We start from the raw sequence: 21,071 nt of genomic DNA on the forward strand, positions 1-21,071 counted from the left end.
CGGATGAACGGCGCCTCTGGATTTTCGAGACCTGCAACTTTACAGACGCAAAAATGCAAGAGTTCCCATCCGACAAGGTCTTCGTCCGCGTATGCCACGTCAAACAAGGCTACGAGGACCGGGAGCGTCATATCCTGAAAGAGTTTGGCCGGCGCGGCGTGCCGGTCCATTTCTTTCTCGACTGGGACGTTGCGGATATCACGGAGGAAACCAGGGCATCCTTTGTTGGATCGGACAAATTGCGGCCGTCCGAAGTCTCACTTGCCCTGAAGCAGGTCGGCATATGGCGGGAGTTTCTCGAAACGGACAAGCCGTTTTGCCTGGTGTTCGAGGACGATGTGTTCCTTGACGCCGACTTCGTCGGCAAGCTGGGCGAATGCATTGCCGAGTTCGGCAGTGCGGACCGGAAGGCTGTCGTCTATCTCGGCAGCGGCAGCAACTACTATGTGCCTCGATGGAAGCTGCGGAAGGACCAGAGACTCTATCCGGGGCTCCATGCGCGCTGCGCCGATTCATACCTGATCACGCGCCCGGTCGCCAAAGCCAGGCTCGATTGGTTGGCCGAGCACAAACTGTCAAAGCCGATCGACCATCAGATTGAACATATCGATGAGAAGCTGGGCATAGAAATGCTCTGGTTCGAGCGGCCGATCGTTGAACAAGGAAGCCAGAACGGTGCTTTCCAAAGCTCGGTCGCGGGCTCGGCTCGTTACTTGTGGCTGAAACGGATCAGCTGGAGTTGGAAGAAAGCCAGCCGGCGCTTCTTCGGTCACAACGCGCGCGGCAAGAGCAATTCCAGGAAAAGTGCGTAGCGGTTTCCGTTTGTTTTTGGAGATACCCTTTGTCGAAACTATCCAACTGGTTGCGCGAGCATCGCATCCTCGGGGCAAGGCACCCGTTGGCAGCGAACGTAACTGTTGGTCGCCACACCTATGGGATAACGAAGCACACGGTCTCCATGCAGTCCGCAGAGGCACCCTTGAATGTCGGCTCCTTTTGCTCGATCGCCGGCCAGGTCGTCATCATGTGCTCCGGCAATCATTCGATGGACTGCGCGACATCGTTTCCGGTCCACATGCAGCTGCTGAAAAAGCCCTCGCCGGTCGACAATGGCGGAAGGCGGGCCGGCGTGAATATTGGCAACGACGTCTGGGTCGGTTTCAGAGCGACCATATTGCCTGGCGTAAGCATCGGTCATGGTGCCGTCGTCGGCGCCGGCGCAGTGGTCACCAGGGATGTGCCACCCTATGCAATTGTCGCCGGGAACCCCGCGAGAATTATCCGATTCCGCTTCGCCGACGAGATTGTCTCAAAATTGCTCGCAATCCGCTGGTGGGAATGGGATGACAACAAGATCAAACAAGAGGCCGATACGCTAACCGGTCCGATAGAAATATTTGTTGCGAAGCATTTTCAGACTGCGCCTTGATAGCAACCTCCTGTTTTGACCACTTGGCGAGCTTTGGCCAAGAGCTCTCGGGCTTGTGGGAACTGAAAGGAGCCAGTATGTGCGGCTCCAGCGGGGGTATCAGACATGTTTGGTTTTGGAAAAAAGCGTCCCGAGCTTGCTCCCATGGAACAGGCTTTGTTGCGCACTCCGGCGAGACATAAGCTCGAGTCGATAATTTTGAGCTCGGACGACGAGGTTTGGCAGCCAACGCGACGCCTGGTTGATCTGGCCATTAGGGCGGCCAGTCGCGCTGCCGATATTTCTTTTCCCGACCTGGACAGCAGAAAAGCCAAGGAGCCGCGCTGGTACCGCACTTGGCCAGGAGAACACTACCGGCTTCTCGCCGCGTTGGTGGCGGACCTGGAAGCTTTGACCGTTATCGAGATTGGAACCTGGACGGGCATGGGAACGCTGTCGATCGCCTCGGCGCTTCCACCAGGCGGCAGGGTTGTCACTTTCGACATCGTGCCGTGGAATAGCCTTAAGCGATCCTGGTTTCGCCAGGCTGATTTCGCAGATGGGCGCATCGTTCAACATCTGGCTGACGTTACAAAGCCCGAGGGGATGGAGCCCTATCGAAGCCTTTTTGCAGAGGCCGATTTCATTTTTATAGATGCCCCAAAAGACGGCGTCACCGAACAGAATTTCATCGACACTCTAGGTGCTCTAACCTTGCCCAAGAACCCGATCGTCATGTTCGACGACACCCGCGTCCTGAACATGATCCACATATGGCGCCAGTTGAAGCGCCCGAAGCTGGACATAACGTCGTTTGGGCACTGGAGCGGGACCGGTCTGGTGGACTGGAATGGCAAAGCGGGCACCAGGAAAAGTCTTGCCGCCGAATAAGGCGCGGGCGCAGCGTCTTTCGTCACAATGCTTCCTGCGGCGTGCCCTGCGCCACCCGCCGCCTATCCGGCGTCAATATCACCGGATTTGTGAACCTACAGCGCCTTTTGCGGACAGGGCATGCCGGCGGCATCGCCGCAGCGCGAGGCGGTGGGCTGAGGCCGGATGCTCATTTCCTCGGACTGGCGCACCAGTTCGGAAAAGACGAGCGCAAAGCTTCCCAGCATCAGGAAGACGATGATCATGCGGGTCACCGGCAATAGACAGGTCTCGACTTGTTGGCCCCCACGCCGCCCATCCACTGCCGGCTAACATGAACGATCCGGCTTTACGAGAGCTTAAGTCCCGTCTTAACCATCACGTTCCCTTGTTCCGCGACACGAAGCGCGAGCGGTCATGTCCGCGGTGCCGCATCAAGGCCCGGCCTCCCTTTGCAGAAGCCGGTGGCCCATGCTACCCCCGGCGCAGGCGCGGCCCGGCAGACCGGTCGCCGCCAATCGGTCGTCGCCAATCGGTCGTCATCGGGGAACCATGAGCAAAGCCGCCAGCCGTCTCGCCTTCGTTTCCTCCGACACAACCGACGCCAAAGCAGCGCTGGAAAACCTGTCGGCGCGCTATGGCCAGACTTCGGTCGAAGACGCCGAGATTGTCGTCGCGCTCGGCGGCGACGGTTTCCTGTTGCAGACCCTGCGCGACACGATGAGCACGGGGAAGAAGGTCTACGGCATGAACCGTGGCACCATCGGCTTCCTGATGAACGAATACCGCGCCGGCGGCCTCGTCGAGCGCATCGCGGCGGCCGTCGCCGAGACCATCCGTCCGCTGGAGATGCTGGCGCTCACGCATGCGGGCGAGACGGTTTCGGCTCTCGCCATCAACGAGGTCGCGCTGTGGCGGCAATCCTACCAGACGGCAAAGATCCGCATCACCGTCGACGAACAAATTCGGCTGGAGGAATTGAACTGCGACGGCGTCATGATCGCCACGCCTGCCGGCTCGACCGCCTACAATCTGTCCGCGCACGGGCCGATCCTGCCGCTCGATGCGCCGCTTCTGGCGCTGACCCCGGTCAGTCCGTTCCGCCCGCGCCGCTGGCGTGGCGCGCTGCTCTCCAACAAGGCAACGGTTCGCTTCGACATTCTGGAGCCGGAAAAACGGCCGGTGAACGCCGCCGCCGACCATACCGAGGTGAAGGCGGTGGCCTCGGTCACGGTGCGGGAGTCACCGACGGCGACAGCAACATTGCTGTTCGATCCCAATCATTCGTGGAACGAACGCATCCTGGCGGAACAATTCCGCTATTGAGCCGGCGCAACGACCGGACCTCGATTAAGCATCGCGATTAAGGTTACGTCTTCACAATCGTAGCATTCCGGCCCGTTTCTGTTGACAAATCGCGGGCTTGCGCCTAATCGCATTACCGATCTTGCAGGCGCGCAGCGCTTGCCGCGACGGTTGCCGTTGCGCTTCCCCGAACCAGCCAAAGACATCAAGACTTGTCCTCAGACACCCAGACCGCTCAAGAAGCGTTGACTTTTTCGGACCTCGGCCTGTCGCCGAAGGTCCTTTCCGCAGTCACCGATGCCGGCTACACGCAGCCGACTCCGATCCAGGCCGGCGCCATCCCGCACGCCTTGCTCGGCAAGGATATTTTGGGCATCGCCCAGACCGGTACCGGCAAGACGGCATCCTTCGTGCTGCCGATGCTGACCCGGCTTGAAAAAGGCCGCGCCCGCGCCCGCATGCCGCGCACGCTGATCCTCGAACCGACGCGCGAACTCGCCGCGCAGGTGGAGGAGAATTTCATCAGATACGGCAAGAACCACAAGCTCAACATCGCGCTCTTGATCGGCGGCGTCTCCTTCGACGAGCAGGACAAGAAGCTGGAGCGCGGCGCCGACGTGCTGATCGCGACGCCCGGCCGCCTGCTCGACCACCGTGAGCGCGGCAAGCTCTTGCTCAACGGCGTCGAGATCCTCGTCATCGACGAGGCCGACCGCATGCTCGACATGGGCTTCATCCCCGACATCGAGCGCATCTGCGAGATGATCCCGTTCACAAGGCAGACGCTGTTCTTCTCGGCGACGATGCCGCCCGAGATCACCAAGCTCACCGAAAAATTCCTGCATGCGCCGGTGCGTGTCGAGGTTTCGAAAGCTGCGTCCACCGCCACCAGCATCATCCAGCGCCTGGTCAAGTCCGGCTCCAAACCCTGGGACAAGCGCGAGACGCTGCGCAATTTGATGAAGGCCGAAGATGCCGAGCTGAAGAACGCCATCATCTTCTGCAACCGCAAGGTCGAGGTGTCGGAACTGTTCCGCTCGCTGCTGAAGTATGATTTCGACGCCGGCGCCCTGCATGGCGACATGGACCAGCGCGCGCGCATGCAGATGCTGGCCAATTTCCGTGACGGCAAGCTGCGCTACCTCGTCGCTTCGGACGTCGCCGCGCGCGGTCTCGACATTCCCGATGTCAGCCATGTCTTCAACTACGACGTGCCGATCCATGCCGAGGACTATGTCCACCGCATCGGCCGCACCGGCCGCGCCGGACGCTCGGGCAAATCCTTCACCATCGCCACCAAGTCGGACACCAAATACATCGACGCCATCGAGCGCCTGATCGGCAACAAGATCGAGTGGCATGACGGCGACCTGTCGACAGTCGTCGCCAGCGAGGGCGAGGACGAAGCACCGCGCCGTGGCCGTGGCGCCCCGCGCCGCGCCGGCCGCAAGGACGACGACCGCAAGGAAAAGGGCGAGCGCAAGCCGCGCGAACGTCACGCCAAGCCCAGCGAAGCAGCGCCGCCGGAAGCGGCGCACGATGAACAGCCAGTCGCGGCCGAGGCCACGGTTGCCGACATCGGCGAGCGCCGGGCGCGCAAGGAAGCGATCCGTTCGGAAAACACCGAGCGCAAGGCCGACCGCAACGAGCAGCGTACGCCGGAGCGGGGCGATTCGAGGCCGCAGCGCGACAGCAACCGCCCTGCCCGCCACCGCCAGGAAGACAACGACGCCACCGTCGGCTTCGGCGACGACATGCCGGCCTTCATGCGGATCGTCGCCAAGGTCTGATCGTCCAGGTTCGATCTACAAACAAAAACGGCCCCTTGCGGGGCCGTTTTGACGTTCAGTGCCACCGTTTTCAGGTGAGCGGCGAGAGCTGGATCTCGACGCGCCGGTTCTGGGCGCGGCCGGCCGATGTGGCGTTGGACGCGATCGGGCGGGTCTTGCCGAAGCCGGTGACGGCGAAGCGGCGCGAATCGACGCCCTGGCCGGACAGATAGTTGGCGACCGCCAGCGCGCGGCGCTGCGACAGATCGAAATTGTGTTCGTCGCCGCCGGTCGAATCGGTGTGGCCGAACACGTCGACCGTGGTCTGGCGGAACTTGTTCAGCACCAGTGCCACCGAATTAAGCACCTGATAGAAGCCCGGCTTCACCGCGTCCTGATCAACGTTGAAGGTGATGTCGGACGGCATGTTGAGGATGATCTGGTCGCCGGTGCGCGTGACGCTGACGCCGGTGCCCTGGAGCTGGCGGCGCAGTTCCGCCTCGTTCTGGTCCATGGTGGCGCCGATGGCGCCGCCGGCAAGCGCGCCGATGCCGGCGCCGATCAGCGCGTTGCGGCGGTCATTGCCGCCGGCAAGCAGGCCGATGCCCGCACCGGCCAGCGCGCCAAGGCCGGCGCCGGCTGCCGTGTTGGAGACCTTCTGCTCCCCGGTGTACGGATCGGTTGTGGTGCAAGCGCTCACGAGCACAGCCGTCGCCACGACGACGAGCACAGTCTTTTTCATAGAATCGTCCCTCTTCAAACCGCAGCCATTGCAGCCGCGCATACAAGCCCTTCGCCCGGACTTGTACATGAAATACGGCGAAAAGCGGAACGGGGAAAGCGCCGGCCAAGGCTTTTCCAGGCTCAATCACACGTTGCCGCGCCAGCCTCTGCGAGACCGGCTACCAGAGGTTCCTGCCGTCGATGACGACCACCTCGACCTTGTCGAGATCGAAATCGTCGAACAGGCGCGAATTCACGCTGATCTTCGGATTGTCGAAATCCGGCTCGCCGCTCGACCAGTCCGGCGTCTCGGTGAAGGTGCCGCAACCGCATGTGGCGCAAAATCCGTGCTTTATGGTTTTTGACCCCCAGCGGTAGAAAGAGACGTTTTCAGGCGGGCTGGTGAGCTTGAATTGCGAGGGAACGTAGTAGGCCCAGAGCGAGCCGCGCTTCGAGCAGAAGGTGCATGTGCATTGCGTCACGGTCTCGGGCGCTTGCGAAACCTCGAATGTCGTCGCCTTGCAGTGGCAGCTTCCCTTGATGGTCATGAACGAGTTCCTCTCCGTTGCCCGCCGCGGCAAAGGCAACATAAAGAAACGTTCCTGACAACCGCCTGTCGGCAGGCTTGCATGCCTGCCGCACCCAAGCCGAACCCTCAAAGCCACGCCCTCGCGCCGATCCCGTGACGGCAATTGCCTCAATATGAGCGTGGTGGCACGAACAGGCAGATCGTCTTGCCGGCATCGAGACCAGCCTGGTGCGCACACCAGTGGAAATCGCCGTCAGGGCTGTCCTTGACGCGCTTGTCGCTCATTGGAACAACCTCACCCGTGCCGGCGATTACATAACCCTCGGGCCTTTCCAACACTTCGCCCGTATGCGTGGTACGGCAATCGTAGTTGGCACAGCAGGCGAACGGATAGCTCCAGCCCTGCGGCCGCGCCGCGGTGGGCTTGGCATCGTGCGCGAAAGCAGGCGCCGTCAGCAATGCGATCGCACCGGTTGCGAACAGGGAAAACAGAAGTCGGCCAGCCGGTTGAACGGCAGCGGCCGATCGAAGTGTGGCAGCAGACATGGAAATGTTCCTTTCAAACGAGCCCCAAGCGTTTCGCTTGCCCGTTCCCAGAACGTGTCTTCCCAGTGGCCAGATCGTCAGGTCGCAGATATGCCGCGTCCGGCCATAAATGCTTTTGGTCCCTCAGCCCGAATGCTGGGCTGATTCCTTGGTCGGCGCAAGGAATTGCTGAGCGCATAGTGCCGCAGCCCGGCGCCGACATCTGCCATACGAAATGGTGCGCCGGCTTGGTTAACGAGCAGTTAACGCAGCCTGCGGCCAGGGATTGCACTCAACGAAATACGCACCCGCTGGTTCCGCCTACCCGCCGGCGGAAGCTCAGTTCACATACCCCTTATACTGCGGCAGGTCGTCGGTGACTGTGAACCATTTCGCCTTGGAATCGACGAAGATGTGGGCCGTCGGGCGGGTGCTCGGATCGTCCGGAAGCGCAGGAAACCGCCATTTGCAGGCCGGTCTCACTGAATGTGAACATACCCTAGTCGAGGTCCGCCACCGCTTCGCCGGCCCCGCCCTCGATGCGCTGCGACAGCGAGGCCTCCATGAAATCGTCGAGATCGCCGTCGAGCACGCTCGACGGGCTGGTGCTCTCGACGCCGGTGCGCAAATCCTTCACCAGCTGGTAGGGCTGCAGCACATAGGAGCGAATCTGGTGGCCCCAGCCGATGTCGCTCTTCGACGCCTCGGTGGCGTTGGCCACCGCTTCGCGCTTCTTCAGCTCTTCCTCGTAGAGGCGCGAGCGCAGCATCTCCCAGGCCTTGGCCTTGTTCTTGTGCTGCGAGCGCTCGGCCTGGCAGGCAACCGCGATGCCGGTAGCGATATGGGTGATGCGGACCGCGGAATCGGTGGTGTTGACGTGCTGGCCGCCCGAGCCGGACGAACGATAGGTGTCGATGCGGACATCGGATTCCGAAACGTCGATCTCGATCGTGTCGTCGATGACCGGATAGACCCAGACGCTGGCGAAGGAGGTGTGGCGGCGGGCATTGCTGTCATAAGGCGAAATGCGCACCAGGCGGTGGACGCCGGATTCCGTCTTCATCCAGCCATAGGCGTTGTGGCCTTTGATCAGCAGCGTGGCGGACTTGATGCCGGCCTCTTCGCCGTCGTGAACTTCCAGCACTTCAACCTTGAAGCGGCGCCGTTCCGCCCAGCGCGTGTACATGCGCAACAGCATCGAGGCCCAGTCCTGGCTCTCGGTGCCGCCGGCGCCGGCATGGATTTCGAGATAGGTGTCGTTGGCGTCCGCCTCGCCCGACAGCAGCGTCTCGACCTGGCGGGCCTTCGCCTCGCCTTGCATCGAGCGCAATGACGCTTCGGCCTCGGCAATGACGCCCTCGTCGCCCTCTTCCTCACCAAGCTCGATCAGCCCGACATTGTCTTCCAGCGCCTGGGTCAGGCCCTTGACCGCAGCGATGCCCTCCTCGAGGCCCTGGCGTTCCCGCATCAGCTTCTGCGCTTCCAGCGGCTCGTTCCAGAGGCTGGAATCCTCTGCCCGCACATTCAGGTACTCAAGCCGCTTTATGGCCTGGTCCCAGTCAAAGATGCCTCCTCAGCAGGGTTATCGCCTGCCTGATCTCGTCGACAATATTCTGCGTTTCCGCGCGCATGCTGGCTGTTCGATCCTGTTGCTGAAAATGGCGCTTGGTCGGCGCGATACATAGGGACGGCACCGCCGCCTGTAAAGCGAAATGGGCCGGCTAAACCATGATCCCGAAAAGTGGAAACCGGTTTTCGGATAAGATCATGGTCCGGCCAAAGGAGGCCGGCTCGGTTCGATATCGAGGTCGTCAGTAGAGGCCGCCGCCGCCCGACTGGATGGCCTGCGTGGCTTGCGGCGACAGCGCGCCGCCGGCGCCGTTGGAACCGTCGGCGCCCATGCCGATCACCCAATAACTGTCGGCCGGACCGGTGCCGGGCTTGAAGGCTTCGATGATGGTGCCCGCCTCGCCTTCGCCTGCCTTCATGCCGGTCTTGCGGTTGATGGCGATCAGCTTCATGCCTTCCGGTACCTGGAAGTCGACATTGGGCGTGCCGTCGAGCGCCACGCGCATGAAATCCTTGAAGATCGGCGCCGCCAGACCGCCACCGGTCGCGCCTTTGCCAAGCCCGCGTGGCGTGTCGTAGCCCATATAGAGGCCGACGACGAGGTTCGGCGTATAGCCGATGAACCAGGCGTCCTTCTCGTCATTCGTCGTGCCGGTCTTGCCGGCGATATGACGGCCGAGTTCTGCGATGGTGGCGCCGGTGCCGCGCTGCACGACGCCTTCCATCATCGAGGTGATCTGATAGGCGGTCATAGGATCGAGCACCTGCTCGGCATTGTCGACCAGTTCCGGCTCGGGCTGGTTCTTCCATTCGTTGGCGTTGCAGCCTTCGCAGCCGCGCTCGTCCTGCTTGAACACGGTCTTGCCGTAGCGGTCCTGGATGCGGTCGATGAGCGAGGGTTTGATCGACTTGCCGCCATTGGCCATGATCGAATAGGCCGACACCATGCGCATGACCGTCGTCTCGCCGGAGCCCAGCGCCATCGGCAGATACGCCGCCAGATGGTCATAAACACCGAAGCGCTCGGCATATTCCACGACCAGCTTCATGCCCATGTCGTTGGCAAGCCGCACCGTCATCAGGTTGCGTGATTTTTCGATGCCGGAACGCAAGGTCGCCGGACCGGCCGCGGTGCCGTCATAGTTCTTCGGCGTCCATGTCGTGTTGCCGCTCTGGATGGTGATCGGACCGTCCATGATCACCGAGGCCGGCGTGTAGCCATTGTCGAGCGCCGCCGAATAGACGATCGGCTTGAACGAAGAGCCCGGCTGGCGCATCGCCTGCGTCGCGCGGTTGAATTCCGACTGCGCATAGGAGAAGCCACCGACCATGGCCAGCACGCGGCCGGTGTGCGGATCCATGGCGACCAGGCCACCTTCCACTTCCGGAACCTGGCGCAGGCTGTAGGCGCTGTCGGAACCTTCGTTCTTCTGCACGTAGATGACGTCGCCGGGCTTGAGCACGTCGGCCGGCGACTTGGCCTTGACCGTCTTGCCGTCGACAACATGGCGCATGGCAAAGCCCATGTCTTCCTTGCTGACCGTGCCTTCGACGCGCTCCTTGACGATGTCGCCGGAAACCTGGCGTGTCGGTTGCAGGCCGATGGTGAGGCCGGTCTCGGAACTGTCGAGCACGACGGCCAAGGACCATTCCGGCACGTCTTCCAGCCCCTTGACGTTGCCGAGCGGCACGCCCCAGTCGCCGGAGACGTCGATATTCTTCACCGGCCCGCGATAGCCGCGCAGCGTGTCGTATTTCAGCAACCCGTTCTGCATCGCCTTGCGGGCGATGAGCTGGATCTTCGGATCGAGCGTCGTCCGGACGGACAGACCGCCTTCGTAGAGCGCATTCTCGCCGTAGCGGGAAATGATCTGGCGGCGCACTTCCTCGGTAAAGTATTCGCCGGCGAACAGATAGGTGCCGTTGCGGCGCGGCGTGACACCGAGCGGCTCGGCCTTGGCCTTGTCGCCCTCTTCGCGCGTCACATAGCCGTTCACGACCATCTGGTCGATGACCCAGTTGCGGCGCTCGAGCGCACGGTCGGCATGTTTGAAGGGATGGTAGTTATTGGGGCCCTTCGGCAGCGAGGCCAGATAGGCCGCTTCCGCCACGGTCAACTCATTCACCGATTTGTCGAAATAGGTGAGCGCGGCACCGGCGACGCCATAGGCGCCGAAGCCGAAAAAGATCTCGTTGAGATAGAGCTCGAGAATGCGGTCCTTCGAATAGGCCTGCTCGATGCGGAAGGCCAGGATCATCTCCTTGATCTTGCGCTCATAGGTCTGGTCCGAGGTGAGCAGGAAGTTCTTCGCCACCTGCTGGGTGATCGTCGAGGCACCGACCTGGCGCCTGCCCGAGCCGGCATTCTGCAAATTGACGATGACCGCGCGGCCAAGGCCGGTCACGTCGATACCCGGATGGTTGTAGAAATTCTTGTCCTCGGCCGACAGGAAGGCCGCCTTGACGCGATCCGGAACCGCCTGGATTGGCAGATAGAGGCGCCGTTCGCGTGCATATTCGGCCATCAGCGATCCGTCGGACGCATGGATGCGCGTCGTCACCGGCGGCTCGTATTTGGCCAGCACTTCGTAGTCGGGCAGGTCCTTCGACAGATGGCCGATATAGATCGCCACGCCCGCGGCCACCAGAAGGGCCAGCGTCGTGCCGATGCCAAAGAAATAGCCGATGAGACGAATCATGCCCGCTCCAGTCCGTGGTCCGGGAATTTCCTAAACGAAGCCGCCTTCCGCGCAAGCTTCCGGGACGGTCCCAATCCGCAATGGAAAACCCATGTCGCCATCATGTGGACAAAATACGGCAACGCTGGGACTTCGGCTTCCCGTGCGGGAAATAATAGCGCCGGGTGTTGTCGTCGCGCAACGCTGCCTCTGGTTGCAGGCGGCAGCGGTCATATCAGCCTCCGGCTCCCGTCCCCATCTTGGCCGAGGCGAACAGCGCGACAGCGTTGGTGATGCTCTGCGCCGCCTTGCTGCGCCAATCGGCATCCAGCAATTGCGCCTCGTCCTTGGCGTTCGACAGATAGCCGAGCTCGACCAGCACCGAAGGCACGTCGGGCGCCTTCAGCACCTTGAAGCCGGCTGAACGCTGCGGATTGTTGATCAGGCCGACGCTGGTCGAGAGCTGACCGACCAGCGTGTGGGCAAAGCTCATCGAGAAGTTGTGCGTCTCGCGGCGGATCAGGTCGATCAGGATGTCGGTGACTTCCTTGTTGTCGTCCTTGATCTCCATGCCAGCGAACTGGTCGGAAAGGTTTTCACGATCGGCCAGTGCCTGCGCCTCGGGATCGGACGCCTTGTCGGAGACTGTATAGACGGTGGCACCCCGAATGCCCTTGACGCTGATCGTATCGGCATGGATCGAGATCAAAAGGTCGGCCTCGTGCTGGCGGGCGATGCGCACCCGGTCGTCCAGCCGCAGGAATTCGTCCTTGTCGCGCGTCATGAACACGTCGTAGCTGCCGACCGCGGCGAGCCTTTCGCGCAATTCGGTGGCGAAGGCGAGCGTGACGTTCTTCTCGATGGTGCCGTGGAGCCCCTCGGCGCCGCCGTCGATGCCGCCATGGCCGGGATCGATGACGACCGTGAAGCGGTGGCCCGGATTGGAGATCGGCCCGGTGCCGACCCTGGAACCCTTGTCGGTCGAAACCGTCGAACCGGTGGTCAGCGCCTGGTTGGCTAGAGCGGCGTCGAACTCCCGCGCCGAAGCCGCCGACATGTCGATGGCGATTCGGTAGCCCTTGCCGTCATCGTTCTTGAGCACGTCGAGCTTGTCGACCGAAAACGGCCCCTTGCCGGTGAGGATCAGCCGCGATCCCTGGCCGAGATCGCCGTAACGCACGGCCTTGACCAGGCCGCGGGCCTTCACGTCCCTGGCACTGATGGCAAACCTGGTGCGCGGCAAATCGACGACCAGGCGATTGGGACCGCGCAACAGGAACCATTTGATGTCGGGCTCGCGATCGAAATTCATGACGATGCGCATCTTGGTGGCATCGCCCGCCATCTTGTAGCCGGTGGCGCCGAGCAGCGCCTCGGTGGCGTGCGAAGCGGTGGCGAAAGCGAGGAAAGCCGCCATCAGCAAAAGGGCGCAGACGGCGTGCAGCAAAGGCCTCGCAGCGCCGTGACCCTTGTTTGCCGTGCCTACCAGTCCCATTTCTTTCCAGTCGCTCCCGGTTCTTGGCGCCAGGCGCCGGGTCGTTTCGTCGAAGTGCCGGTTAGGCCGCGGACTCGATTAACGATTGGTATCCAGAGAAGGTTAACCAAGCCTTTTCGGACAAGGAATTGGAGCCTGTGCTTCCCCAACGGAACCGCTTTTTGCCGGCATCCTAAATCGGGGTTGCCTTCCATGCCGCCAAATCATAAAAGCGATGGTGGATCACTGCAATCCTGGAACCGCTTCCTCCGCAGCTTCCTGCTACAGGTCAGATGAAAAGCGGCTCCTTTCGCTTCCCAGCGAAAAGGCTTCAGGTGATCGCGATGAATTTCGCAGGTGCGCGCCCGTGGCGGGGGAAACGCCTGCGTGAGGAAAACGGCCGGGTTTGTCCCGCGCCGGCTCTGTATGAGCAAACAAGCTGGTCCGGTCTTTCCGGGCTTTGGTTCAAAAGGTTCTGCTGGTGACGATGGCTTCAAGCGCAATCATGGAAAGGTCCGCATCAGACCGCGCCATTATGGCTGCGGGCGGCACCGCCATGGCGCTCAAGCGGCGGCCGGCGGACGTTCAATTATCCGGCACCCACACTCCAGACACGCAGCAGCAGGCCTTGCCTCGCAAGCTGCGGCTGACGGCTGCCGGGGGGAAACGAAATAATGCCCAACAAAATGCTGATAGACGCCTCCCACCCGGAGGAAACACGCGTTGTCGTCGTTCGCGGTAACCGTATTGAAGAATTCGACTTTGAATCACAGGACAAGAAGCAGCTCAAAGGAAACATCTATCTCGCCCGCGTAACGCGCGTCGAACCCTCCCTTCAGGCAGCCTTTGTCGAATATGGCGGCAACCGTCACGGTTTCCTTGCCTTCAGTGAAATACACCCCGACTACTACCAGATCCCGGTCGCCGATCGTCAGGCCCTGCTTCGCGCCGAAGCGCAGGAAGCCCAGGACGAAGAGGACGAGGACAGTGAAGGCGAGGACCGCCAGAACCGCGATCGCGGCAGGCGCGGACGCCGGCGCGGCGGCAAAGGCCGCGAGCGCGGCGAACACAAGCGCGACGCCGGTGCCGCAGATTCCGACGACAGCGGCGAACATGGCGACACGGGCGGCGATGCAATTGCCGAAGACACCACCGCCGAAGCCGATTTCACAGCTGAAAATGCCGACGCCTCGCCTGAAACGGCCGGGCACGAAGACGTAGCCGCCGATCACGGCGAAGCAGAAGCGTCCGAAGAAGTTTCCGGAAGCGGGCCCACATCGATCGCCGCCAGCGTTGAAGCCGATGTGATTTCCGAGGCCGCTCCGCAGCCGGAATCGGCCTCCGCCGACGCAAGCGGCGAAGCCTCGTCCAGCGACAATGATCGCGGCATGCTGGAAGAGGTCCAGTCCTCGCATCCGGACGACCACGAAGTCGAATCGGTCGGTGCTGAGGATGCGCTGGAAGAAGTGCGCAACCGCCGCAAGCCGGTGCGCCGCCAGTACAAGATCCAGGAAGTCATCAAGCGCCGCCAGATCCTGCTGGTGCAGGTCGTCAAGGAAGAGCGCGGCAACAAGGGCGCCGCTCTCACCACCTACCTGTCGCTTGCCGGCCGCTATTCGGTGCTGATGCCCAACACGGCGCGTGGCGGCGGCATTTCGCGCAAGATCACCAACGCGCAGGACCGCAAGCGGCTGAAGGAAGTCGTCGCCGATCTCGAAGTGCCGCAGGGCATGGGCGTCATCCTGCGCACGGCCGGCGAAAGCCGCACCAAGGCCGAGATCAAGCGCGACTACGAGTATCTGATGCGGCTTTGGGAAAACGTCCGCAATCTGACGCTGCAATCCACTGCCCCTGCCCTGGTTTACGAGGAAGGCAGCCTGATCAAGCGCTCGGTGCGCGACCTCTACAACAAGGACATCGACGAGATCCTGGTCTCCGGCGAGGAAGGCTATCGCGAAGCCAAGGACTTCATGCGCATGCTGATGCCGAGCCACGCCAAGGTGGTTCAGCCGTTCCGCGACACGACGCCGATCTTCGTGCGCAACGGCATCGAGGCGCAACTCGACCGCATGCTGCAGCCGCAGGTGACGCTGAAGAGCGGCGGCTACATCATCATCAACCAGACCGAGGCGCTGGTTGCCATCGACGTCAATTCGGGCCGCTCCACCAAGGAGCACTCGATCGAGGACACCGCTCTCCACACCAACCTCGAAGCGGCCGAGGAAGTCGCCCGCCAGCTCAGGCTGCGCGACCTCGCCGGCCTGATCGTCATCGACTTCATCGACATGGAGGAGAACCGCAACAACCGCTCCGTCGAGAAGCGGCTGAAGGATCACCTCAAGAACGACCGCGCCCGCATCCAGGTCGGCCGCATCTCGCATTTCGGCCTGATGGAAATGTCGCGCCAGCGCATCCGCGCCAGCGTGCTGGAATCGACCATGAAGCCCTGCCCGCATTGCGGCGGTACCGGCCATGTGCGCTCCGATTCCTCGGTGGCGCTGATGGTGGTTCGGGCGATCGAGGAGTTCCTGCTCAAGGATTCGCGCAGCCACATCACGGTGCGGACCCCTGCGGCGACGGCGCTCTACGTGCTCAACCACAAGCGCGGCACGCTGGTCGAACTCGAAAGCCGCTTCGGCCTGACCATCACGATCGAGGCCGACGACGCGGTCGGCGCGCAGCACTATGCGATCTTCCGCGGAGCACTGGCGGAAAAGCCGGAGGGCTTCGTCGAAGTGCGCAGCCTGCCGACCTATGTCGAGCCGGAAGAGCCCGAAGACGAAATCGTCGTCGAGGAGGAGGACGAGACACCTGCCCAGGTGGAACAGCCGCGCCATCCCCAGCAGCAACAGCCGAGGTCCGGCGAGGACGGCGAAGGCCGCGATCGCAAGCGCCGCAAGCGCCGCAGGCGGCGTGGCGGCAAGGATCGCGATCGCGAACATGGTGATCGCGAGCACGCCGCTCCCGCGGAAGGTGCAATCGTCGCGGCGCCGGCGGATATCGACGCCGCCGTCGCAACGGATGAAATCACCGCCGAGGGCGGCGAAGCGCCGGTCGTCGCCGTCGCAGTGGACGCCTCGGACGACGGTCAGGGCAAGAAGCGCCGGCGCGGCAAGCGCGGCGGCAAGCGCAATCGCCGTGAGGACGGCGAGGACGGAGCCGAAGCGGGCGAGACGGCCGATGGCGTCGAAGCCGATGCGGCGGCAAGCGAAGCCGTGGCCATCGAGTCCGTGGCCGAGACTGTAGCGGCGGTATCGGCGGAAGAGCTTCCCTCTGCCGCCAATGACGACGTGCCGAGCGCTGAGAAGCCTAAGAAGAAGCGCGCATCGAGGTCCAAGAAGGCCGCAGCAGAAGTTGCCGCCGAGACGGTAGCCGAAGCACCAGCCGAGGATGCTGCGCCGGCCGAGGCGGCGACGCCTGCGCCCGTGCCGGCCGCCCCGGCTGCCGAGGAGGAAGCGCCTGCCAGTGCACGCCCGACCCGCCGCAAGCCCGTCGCAATCGATGCTCCGGTCGTGCCCGTGGTCTCGTCGACCGTCGTCGAAGAGGCCAAGGTCGAGGAAAAGCCGAAGCGCGCCGGCTGGTGGCAGCGGAAAGGCTTTTTCTAAGCTTTTCAGCCGTTTGGGTTGATTTTCTGAACCAAGAAAACCCCGCGCCGTCGCCAGGACGGCGCGGGGTTTCTCCTATCTGGATGGTCTACTAAGGCGCGAAGATCGACCAGTTCATGATCTTCGCCAGCCTCTCCAGCGCGATCGAGCCCAGCTTGGAATTGCCATTGGCGTTGAGGCCCGGCGACCAGACGGCGAGCGAGGCGACGCCCGGCACGATCCCCAATATGCCGCCGCCCACGCCGCTCTTGCCCGGAATGCCGACACGGAAGGCAAAGTCTCCGGATCCGTCATAGTGGCCGCAGGTCAGCATCATCGCGCCGATGCGGCGCGCCCGCTCGGCCGACACCACCGAATGGCCGGTCGCCGGGTTCTTGCCGCCATTGGCGAGGAAGCGGCCCGCCATCGCCAGCTGCCGGCAGCTCATGGCGATGGCGCAATGGTGGAAATAGACGCCCAGCGCCAGTTCCGGCGCGTGGTGAAGATTACCGAAGGATTTCATGTAGTTGGCCAGAGCGAAGTTGCGAAAGCCGGTGGCGCGCTCGGAGGCCGCGACCTCGCGGTCGATGATGATGGTCTCATCATCGGCGAGGAACTGGATGAAGCGCAGGATCTCGCCGATCGCCTCGCGCGGCTGGTGGCCGGCGAGCAGGATGTCGGAGACGACGATGGCGCCGGCATTGATGAACGGATTGCGCGGAATCCCGTTCTCGTGCTCGAGCTGGACGATCGAGTTGAACGGATTGCCCGACGGCTCGCGCCCGACGCGCTGCCACAGCGCGTCACCGACATTGCCGAGCGCCAGCGTCAGCGTGAACACCTTGGAAATGCTCTGGATGGAAAATGGCTCATCGGCATCGCCCGCCACCAGCACGCGGCCATCATTGGTGACGGCCGCGATGCCGAACTTCTTCGGGTCGACCTTGCCGAGCTGCGGGATATAGCTGGCGACATCACCGCGATCCGTGCGCTCCGCCATCTCAGTGGCGACTTCCCCAAGCGCCTGTTCGAGTTCCGGCATGGATGTCCCCGCTATTTCAGCCAGCGCTCGATGCGCGCCATCGCCTCGACCATATCGTCATGGCTGCCGGCATAGGAAAAGCGCATGGTCCGGTGCCCGGCGAGCGGATCGAAGTCGCGGCCGGGCGTTGCCGCCACATGCGCCTCGGCCAGCATTTTGCGCGCAAAGGCCATGCTGTCATTGGTATGCCTGGTGACATCGCAGAACGCGTAGAAGGCGCCGTCCATGGGTGCCGCCAGCGGAAACCCGAGTTCCGGCAGGCGCTTCATAAGAAGCTCCCGGTTCCAGGCATAGCGCGCTTTCACCGCCTCCAGCTCCTGCGTCGCCTTGAATGCCTCGATGGCCGCGATCTGCGACAGTTCCGGCGGCGAGATGTAGAGGCTCTGGGCGATGCGTTCGACCGGCCGCACCAGCTCTTCCGGCAGCACCATCCAGCCGATGCGCCAGCCGGTCATGCAATAGTATTTCGAAAACGAGTTTATGACCGTCACGCCCGAGCCGTAGGCCAGCGCCGTCGTGTCGGGTGCCGCATAGGCCAGCCGGTGATAGATCTCGTCGGAAATCACAGCAATGCCAAGCTCTTCGGCCGTTCTCACCAGCGCCGCCAGCTCGTCGGCGGGAATGACCGCACCGGTCGGATTGGCCGGGCTGGCGAAGAGCACGCCCTTCAGCGGTTTTTCGGCATGCGCCGTCTTCAGGTGCTCGGCATGCAGATAGGCGTCGCTGCCGAGCTCGATCTCGACGATTTCGATGCCGAGCGCGGCCATGATGTTGCGGTAGGCCGGATAGCCGGGTGCGGCGATGGCGACGCGGTCGCCGGGATCGAACATCGCCAGAAAGGCGAGGTTGAAGGCGGCCGAGGATCCGGTGGTTACGGCGATGCGGCCGGGCGGGATATCGATCCCGTAGTGGTCGCCATAATGCCCGGCGATCGCCTTGCGCAGGTCGGCAAGGCCCAGCGCATCGGTGTAGCCGATGCGGCCGAGCTTCAGCGCGTTCGCCGCAGCTTCTCTGACCCCCACAGGCGCCGGGTCGGACGGCTGCCCGACCGCCATCGACACCACCGGCACGCCCGTTGCCTTCAGCCGGTTGGCCTCGGCCAGAATGTCCATGGCATGGAACGGCTCGACCTCGCCGCGGCGCGAAAGGGAAACGACCATCTTCAAATCCATCACACCGGGATCGATCCCGGCCAAAGCTGCAGGCCCTTTTGGCCGCACAAATGCCCGATTGATGTGGGGATCACAAGCGCAGGAAGTTTTCGGTGCCGACTTTTCATCCTTCGCCCGCTCGTCTACCAGTGGACCTGTCATGTTGAGCCGACCCAGATCGATGTTTTCCGCGCGCGGCTTCGCGACGCTTTTGCTTGCCGCCGCCGTCGCGGTCTCCGGCTCTGTCAGCGCCTTGGCGCAAAACGTGCCGGTGGTGCGCGACGCCGAGATCGAGGCGCTGGTGCGCGACTACGCGCGGCCTATCTTCAAGGCGGCGGGTCTCGCCAATGACGGCGTCAACATCGTTCTGGTCAACGATCAGAGTTTCAACGCCTTCGTCACCGGGCGCCGGCTGTTCATAAATACCGGCGCGCTGATGATGGCCGAAACGCCCAACGAGGTCATCGGCGTCATCGCCCATGAGGCCGGCCATATCGCCGGCGGCCACCAGCAGAAATTGCGCGAGCAGCTCGAGCGCGCCAAGACGATGGCGATCATCGCCACCCTGCTTGGCGCCGGCGCCATCGTTGCCGGCGCCACCACAAACAGCCGCGGCCTCGCCGGCGCCGGCATGGGTGTTGCCGCCGGCGGCGGCGAGATGGCGCAGCGCAGCATCCTTGCCTATCAGCGCACCGAAGAGACGACCGCCGACCGCTCGGCGATCACCTATCTCAACGCCACCGGCCAGTCCGGCATGGGCATGCTGAAGACCTTCGGCCGCTTCCAGAGTGCGCTGTCCCTGTCCGGCGCGCAGGTCGACCCCTACCGGATCAGCCATCCGATGCCGCGGGAGCGCATTGCCAATCTCGAAGTGCTGGTCAAGCAGAGCCCCTATGTCGACAAGGTCGATCCGCCGGCGCTGCAGCAGCGGCACGACATGATGCGCGTCAAGATCGCCGCCTATATGGGCGGTCAGGCCCCCGCGACGCGGCTGATGCGCAAGAATCCGGGCAGCCTTGCCTCGCGCTATGGCGAGGCGCAGCTGGCCTATCTCTACGGCAATCTGGGCGCGAGCCTCGCCAAGACCAACGCGCTGATCAAGGAACAGCCGAAAAACCCCTATTTCCAGGAACTGCGCGGCGACATCCTGATGAAGGCCAACAAGCCGAAGGATGCAGCGGACGCCTACGCCAAGGCGGTCAGCCTCGATCCGGCGCGGTCCGGGCTGCTGCCGGTCGCCTATGGCCAGGCGCTGATGGCGGTCGGCACACCCGAATCGCTGAAGAAAGCGGTGGTGCAGATCAACAATGGCCTCGGGCGCGACAAGGAAAACGCCGAAGGGTATCGCTATCTGGCCCAGGCCTATGGCGAGCTCGGCGAGATTCCGGCGGCCGAACTCGCGACCGCCGAAGGCCGTTTCTATTCCGGCGACTACAAGAATGCGAAAATCTTTGCCATGCGCGCGCAGCAGAAATTGAAGCGCGGCGAGCCGGGCTGGCTTCGCGCTCAGGATATCATAAACTACGCGCCATCAGGCAAAATCAAGAAATGAACCTTCCGGCGGCATACTGCGACAAAAGCGGACGGAACAGGCAAGAGGACAAGGGATGATGAACAAGGCAATTCTGCTCGGCACGACGGGAGTGGCGGCCGCTCTTGCCATGCTGGCTTTCGGCTTCGTCGCCGGCAGCCCGCAGGCGGCCAAGGCCGATACAGCGCAGGTCGTGCAGGTAGCGTCCTCGGACACCAAGATCGACCGGGCCGAGGTCGAGGGCATCATCCGCGACTATCTCTTGAAGAACCCTGAGGTTCTGCTCGAAGTGCAGGACGCGCTCGAAGCCAAGCAAAAGGAAGAACAGCGGATCGCCGCGCTCGGCGTCATCAAGAACGCCAAGGAAGAGATCTTCAACTCCGCCTTCGACGGCGTCGTCGGCAATCCGAACGGCAAGATCACGATCGTCGAGTTCTACGATTACAATTGCGGCTTCTGCAAACGCGCCATCGACGACATGCAGGCGCTGACGAAAGCCGAACCGGACCTGCGCTTCGTGCTCAAGGAATTCCCGATCCTGGGTCCGGATTCGCAGAAGGCGAGCGTCGTCTCGATGGCCTTCCACCTGATGAAGCCGGAGAAGTACGGCGAATTCCACAACGCCCTGCTCGGCGGCCCGGGTCGCGCCACCGAGGCCACGGCCATCAAGGTTGCCCTGTCGCTCGGCGCCGACGAAGCGGCGCTGCGCGAGAAGATGAAGGACCCAAGCATCCACGAGGCGATTTCCAAGACCTACGATCTCGCCACCAAGCTGGCGATCACCGGCACGCCTTCGTATGTGGTCGGCAACGAGGTTGTGTTCGGGGCACTCGGGCAGGACGTTCTGGCCGAAAAGATCGAGGCAGCCAAAGCCGCGCTCTGATCTAAGGCGGCAGGCGGTTTCCCGCCTGCT

At 62.9% G+C, this 21,071-nt stretch carries 17 protein-coding genes; 8 read left to right on the forward strand and 9 right to left on the reverse strand.

The genetic code is table 11. The features are described 5' to 3' along the window. Positions 1-53: 53 nt before the first annotated feature. The 3 genes from A6B35_RS20145 (at position 54) to A6B35_RS20155 (ending at position 2,299) form a co-directional block, all read left to right on the forward strand. Positions 54-812 carry a glycosyltransferase family 25 protein gene (locus A6B35_RS20145; protein WP_006200801.1) on the forward strand — a complete coding sequence of 253 codons (759 nt, stop codon included), beginning with the start codon at positions 54-56 and terminating at the stop codon, positions 810-812. A gap of 29 nt (positions 813-841) precedes the next feature. Continuing rightward, complete coding sequence (locus A6B35_RS37195) at positions 842-1,429, forward strand: CatB-related O-acetyltransferase (RefSeq protein WP_280110132.1); 588 nt, start codon at positions 842-844, stop codon at positions 1,427-1,429. A gap of 105 nt (positions 1,430-1,534) precedes the next feature. Then, complete coding sequence (locus A6B35_RS20155; protein WP_202799448.1) at positions 1,535-2,299, forward strand: O-methyltransferase; 765 nt, start codon at positions 1,535-1,537, stop codon at positions 2,297-2,299. Between the two features lie 95 nt (positions 2,300-2,394). On the opposite strand, the gene A6B35_RS35660 is transcribed toward A6B35_RS20155, so the two are convergent. Next, positions 2,395-2,544, reverse strand: coding sequence for a hypothetical protein (locus A6B35_RS35660; protein ID WP_244425881.1), 150 nt, complete (start codon positions 2,542-2,544; stop codon positions 2,395-2,397). Positions 2,545-2,830: 286 nt separating this feature from the next. On the opposite strand from A6B35_RS35660, the gene A6B35_RS20160 reads away from it, so the two are divergent. Next, entirely contained in the window at positions 2,831-3,604 is a 774-nt protein-coding gene (locus tag A6B35_RS20160; protein WP_006200805.1) for an NAD kinase, read from the forward strand. A gap of 191 nt (positions 3,605-3,795) precedes the next feature. Continuing rightward, positions 3,796-5,373, forward strand: a complete 1,578-nt coding sequence (locus A6B35_RS20165) for a DEAD/DEAH box helicase (RefSeq protein ID WP_040582283.1) — start codon at positions 3,796-3,798, stop codon at positions 5,371-5,373. A 70-nt stretch (positions 5,374-5,443) separates the two neighbouring features. Here A6B35_RS20165 and A6B35_RS20170 read toward each other — a convergent pair whose 3' ends face one another. The 6 genes from A6B35_RS20170 to A6B35_RS20195 form a co-directional block, all read right to left on the reverse strand. Further along, entirely contained in the window at positions 5,444-6,094 is a 651-nt protein-coding gene (locus tag A6B35_RS20170) for a YiaD family glycine zipper/OmpA-like lipoprotein (RefSeq protein ID WP_040582308.1), read from the reverse strand. Positions 6,095-6,254: 160 nt separating this feature from the next. Beyond that, positions 6,255-6,623: a GFA family protein gene (locus tag A6B35_RS20175; RefSeq protein ID WP_006200808.1), complete on the reverse strand. Its 369-nt coding sequence runs from the start codon at positions 6,621-6,623 to the stop codon at positions 6,255-6,257. 149 nt (positions 6,624-6,772) lie between these two features. Next, positions 6,773-7,150 carry a hypothetical protein gene (locus A6B35_RS20180; protein ID WP_006200809.1) on the reverse strand — a complete coding sequence of 126 codons (378 nt, stop codon included), beginning with the start codon at positions 7,148-7,150 and terminating at the stop codon, positions 6,773-6,775. Between the two features lie 478 nt (positions 7,151-7,628). Further along, positions 7,629-8,760 (reverse strand): peptide chain release factor 2 gene (prfB, locus tag A6B35_RS20185; RefSeq protein ID WP_100084754.1). Its coding sequence is split into 2 segments (ribosomal slippage): positions 7,629-8,693 and positions 8,695-8,760, totalling 1,131 coding nucleotides; the frame shifts between segments, so codons are not numbered across the junction. A 180-nt stretch (positions 8,761-8,940) separates the two neighbouring features. Further along, a complete protein-coding gene (locus A6B35_RS20190; RefSeq protein WP_006200811.1) occupies positions 8,941-11,397 on the reverse strand; it encodes a penicillin-binding protein 1A in 2,457 nt (818 codons plus the stop codon). 214 nt (positions 11,398-11,611) lie between these two features. Beyond that, positions 11,612-12,871, reverse strand: coding sequence for an N-acetylmuramoyl-L-alanine amidase (locus tag A6B35_RS20195; RefSeq protein ID WP_006200812.1), 1,260 nt, complete (start codon positions 12,869-12,871; stop codon positions 11,612-11,614). A 653-nt stretch (positions 12,872-13,524) separates the two neighbouring features. Between A6B35_RS20195 and A6B35_RS20200 the strand changes: the two genes are divergently transcribed. Continuing rightward, the gene (locus A6B35_RS20200; RefSeq protein WP_006200813.1) at positions 13,525-16,455 is read left to right on the forward strand and encodes an Rne/Rng family ribonuclease; all 2,931 of its coding nucleotides are present in this window, start codon (positions 13,525-13,527) and stop codon (positions 16,453-16,455) included. Between the two features lie 91 nt (positions 16,456-16,546). Here A6B35_RS20200 and A6B35_RS20205 read toward each other — a convergent pair whose 3' ends face one another. Both A6B35_RS20205 and A6B35_RS20210 read right to left on the reverse strand, forming a co-directional pair. Further along, on the reverse strand, positions 16,547-17,476 hold the full coding sequence (locus tag A6B35_RS20205) for a glutaminase (RefSeq protein ID WP_006200814.1): 930 nt from the start codon (positions 17,474-17,476) through the stop codon (positions 16,547-16,549). Positions 17,477-17,487: 11 nt separating this feature from the next. Beyond that, a complete protein-coding gene (locus A6B35_RS20210; RefSeq protein ID WP_040582310.1) occupies positions 17,488-18,636 on the reverse strand; it encodes a pyridoxal phosphate-dependent aminotransferase in 1,149 nt (382 codons plus the stop codon). A gap of 151 nt (positions 18,637-18,787) precedes the next feature. On the opposite strand from A6B35_RS20210, the gene A6B35_RS20215 reads away from it, so the two are divergent. Then, positions 18,788-20,179 (forward strand): M48 family metalloprotease, encoded by a 1,392-nt coding sequence (locus A6B35_RS20215; RefSeq protein ID WP_081482088.1) that lies wholly within the window; start codon positions 18,788-18,790, stop codon positions 20,177-20,179. 58 nt (positions 20,180-20,237) lie between these two features. After that, a complete protein-coding gene (locus tag A6B35_RS20220; protein WP_040582312.1) occupies positions 20,238-21,041 on the forward strand; it encodes a DsbA family protein in 804 nt (267 codons plus the stop codon). Positions 21,042-21,071 lie beyond the last annotated feature (30 nt).

This window comes from Mesorhizobium amorphae CCNWGS0123 (assembly GCF_001686985.1).
GTDB classification, from domain to species: Bacteria; Pseudomonadota; Alphaproteobacteria; order Rhizobiales; family Rhizobiaceae; genus Mesorhizobium; species Mesorhizobium amorphae.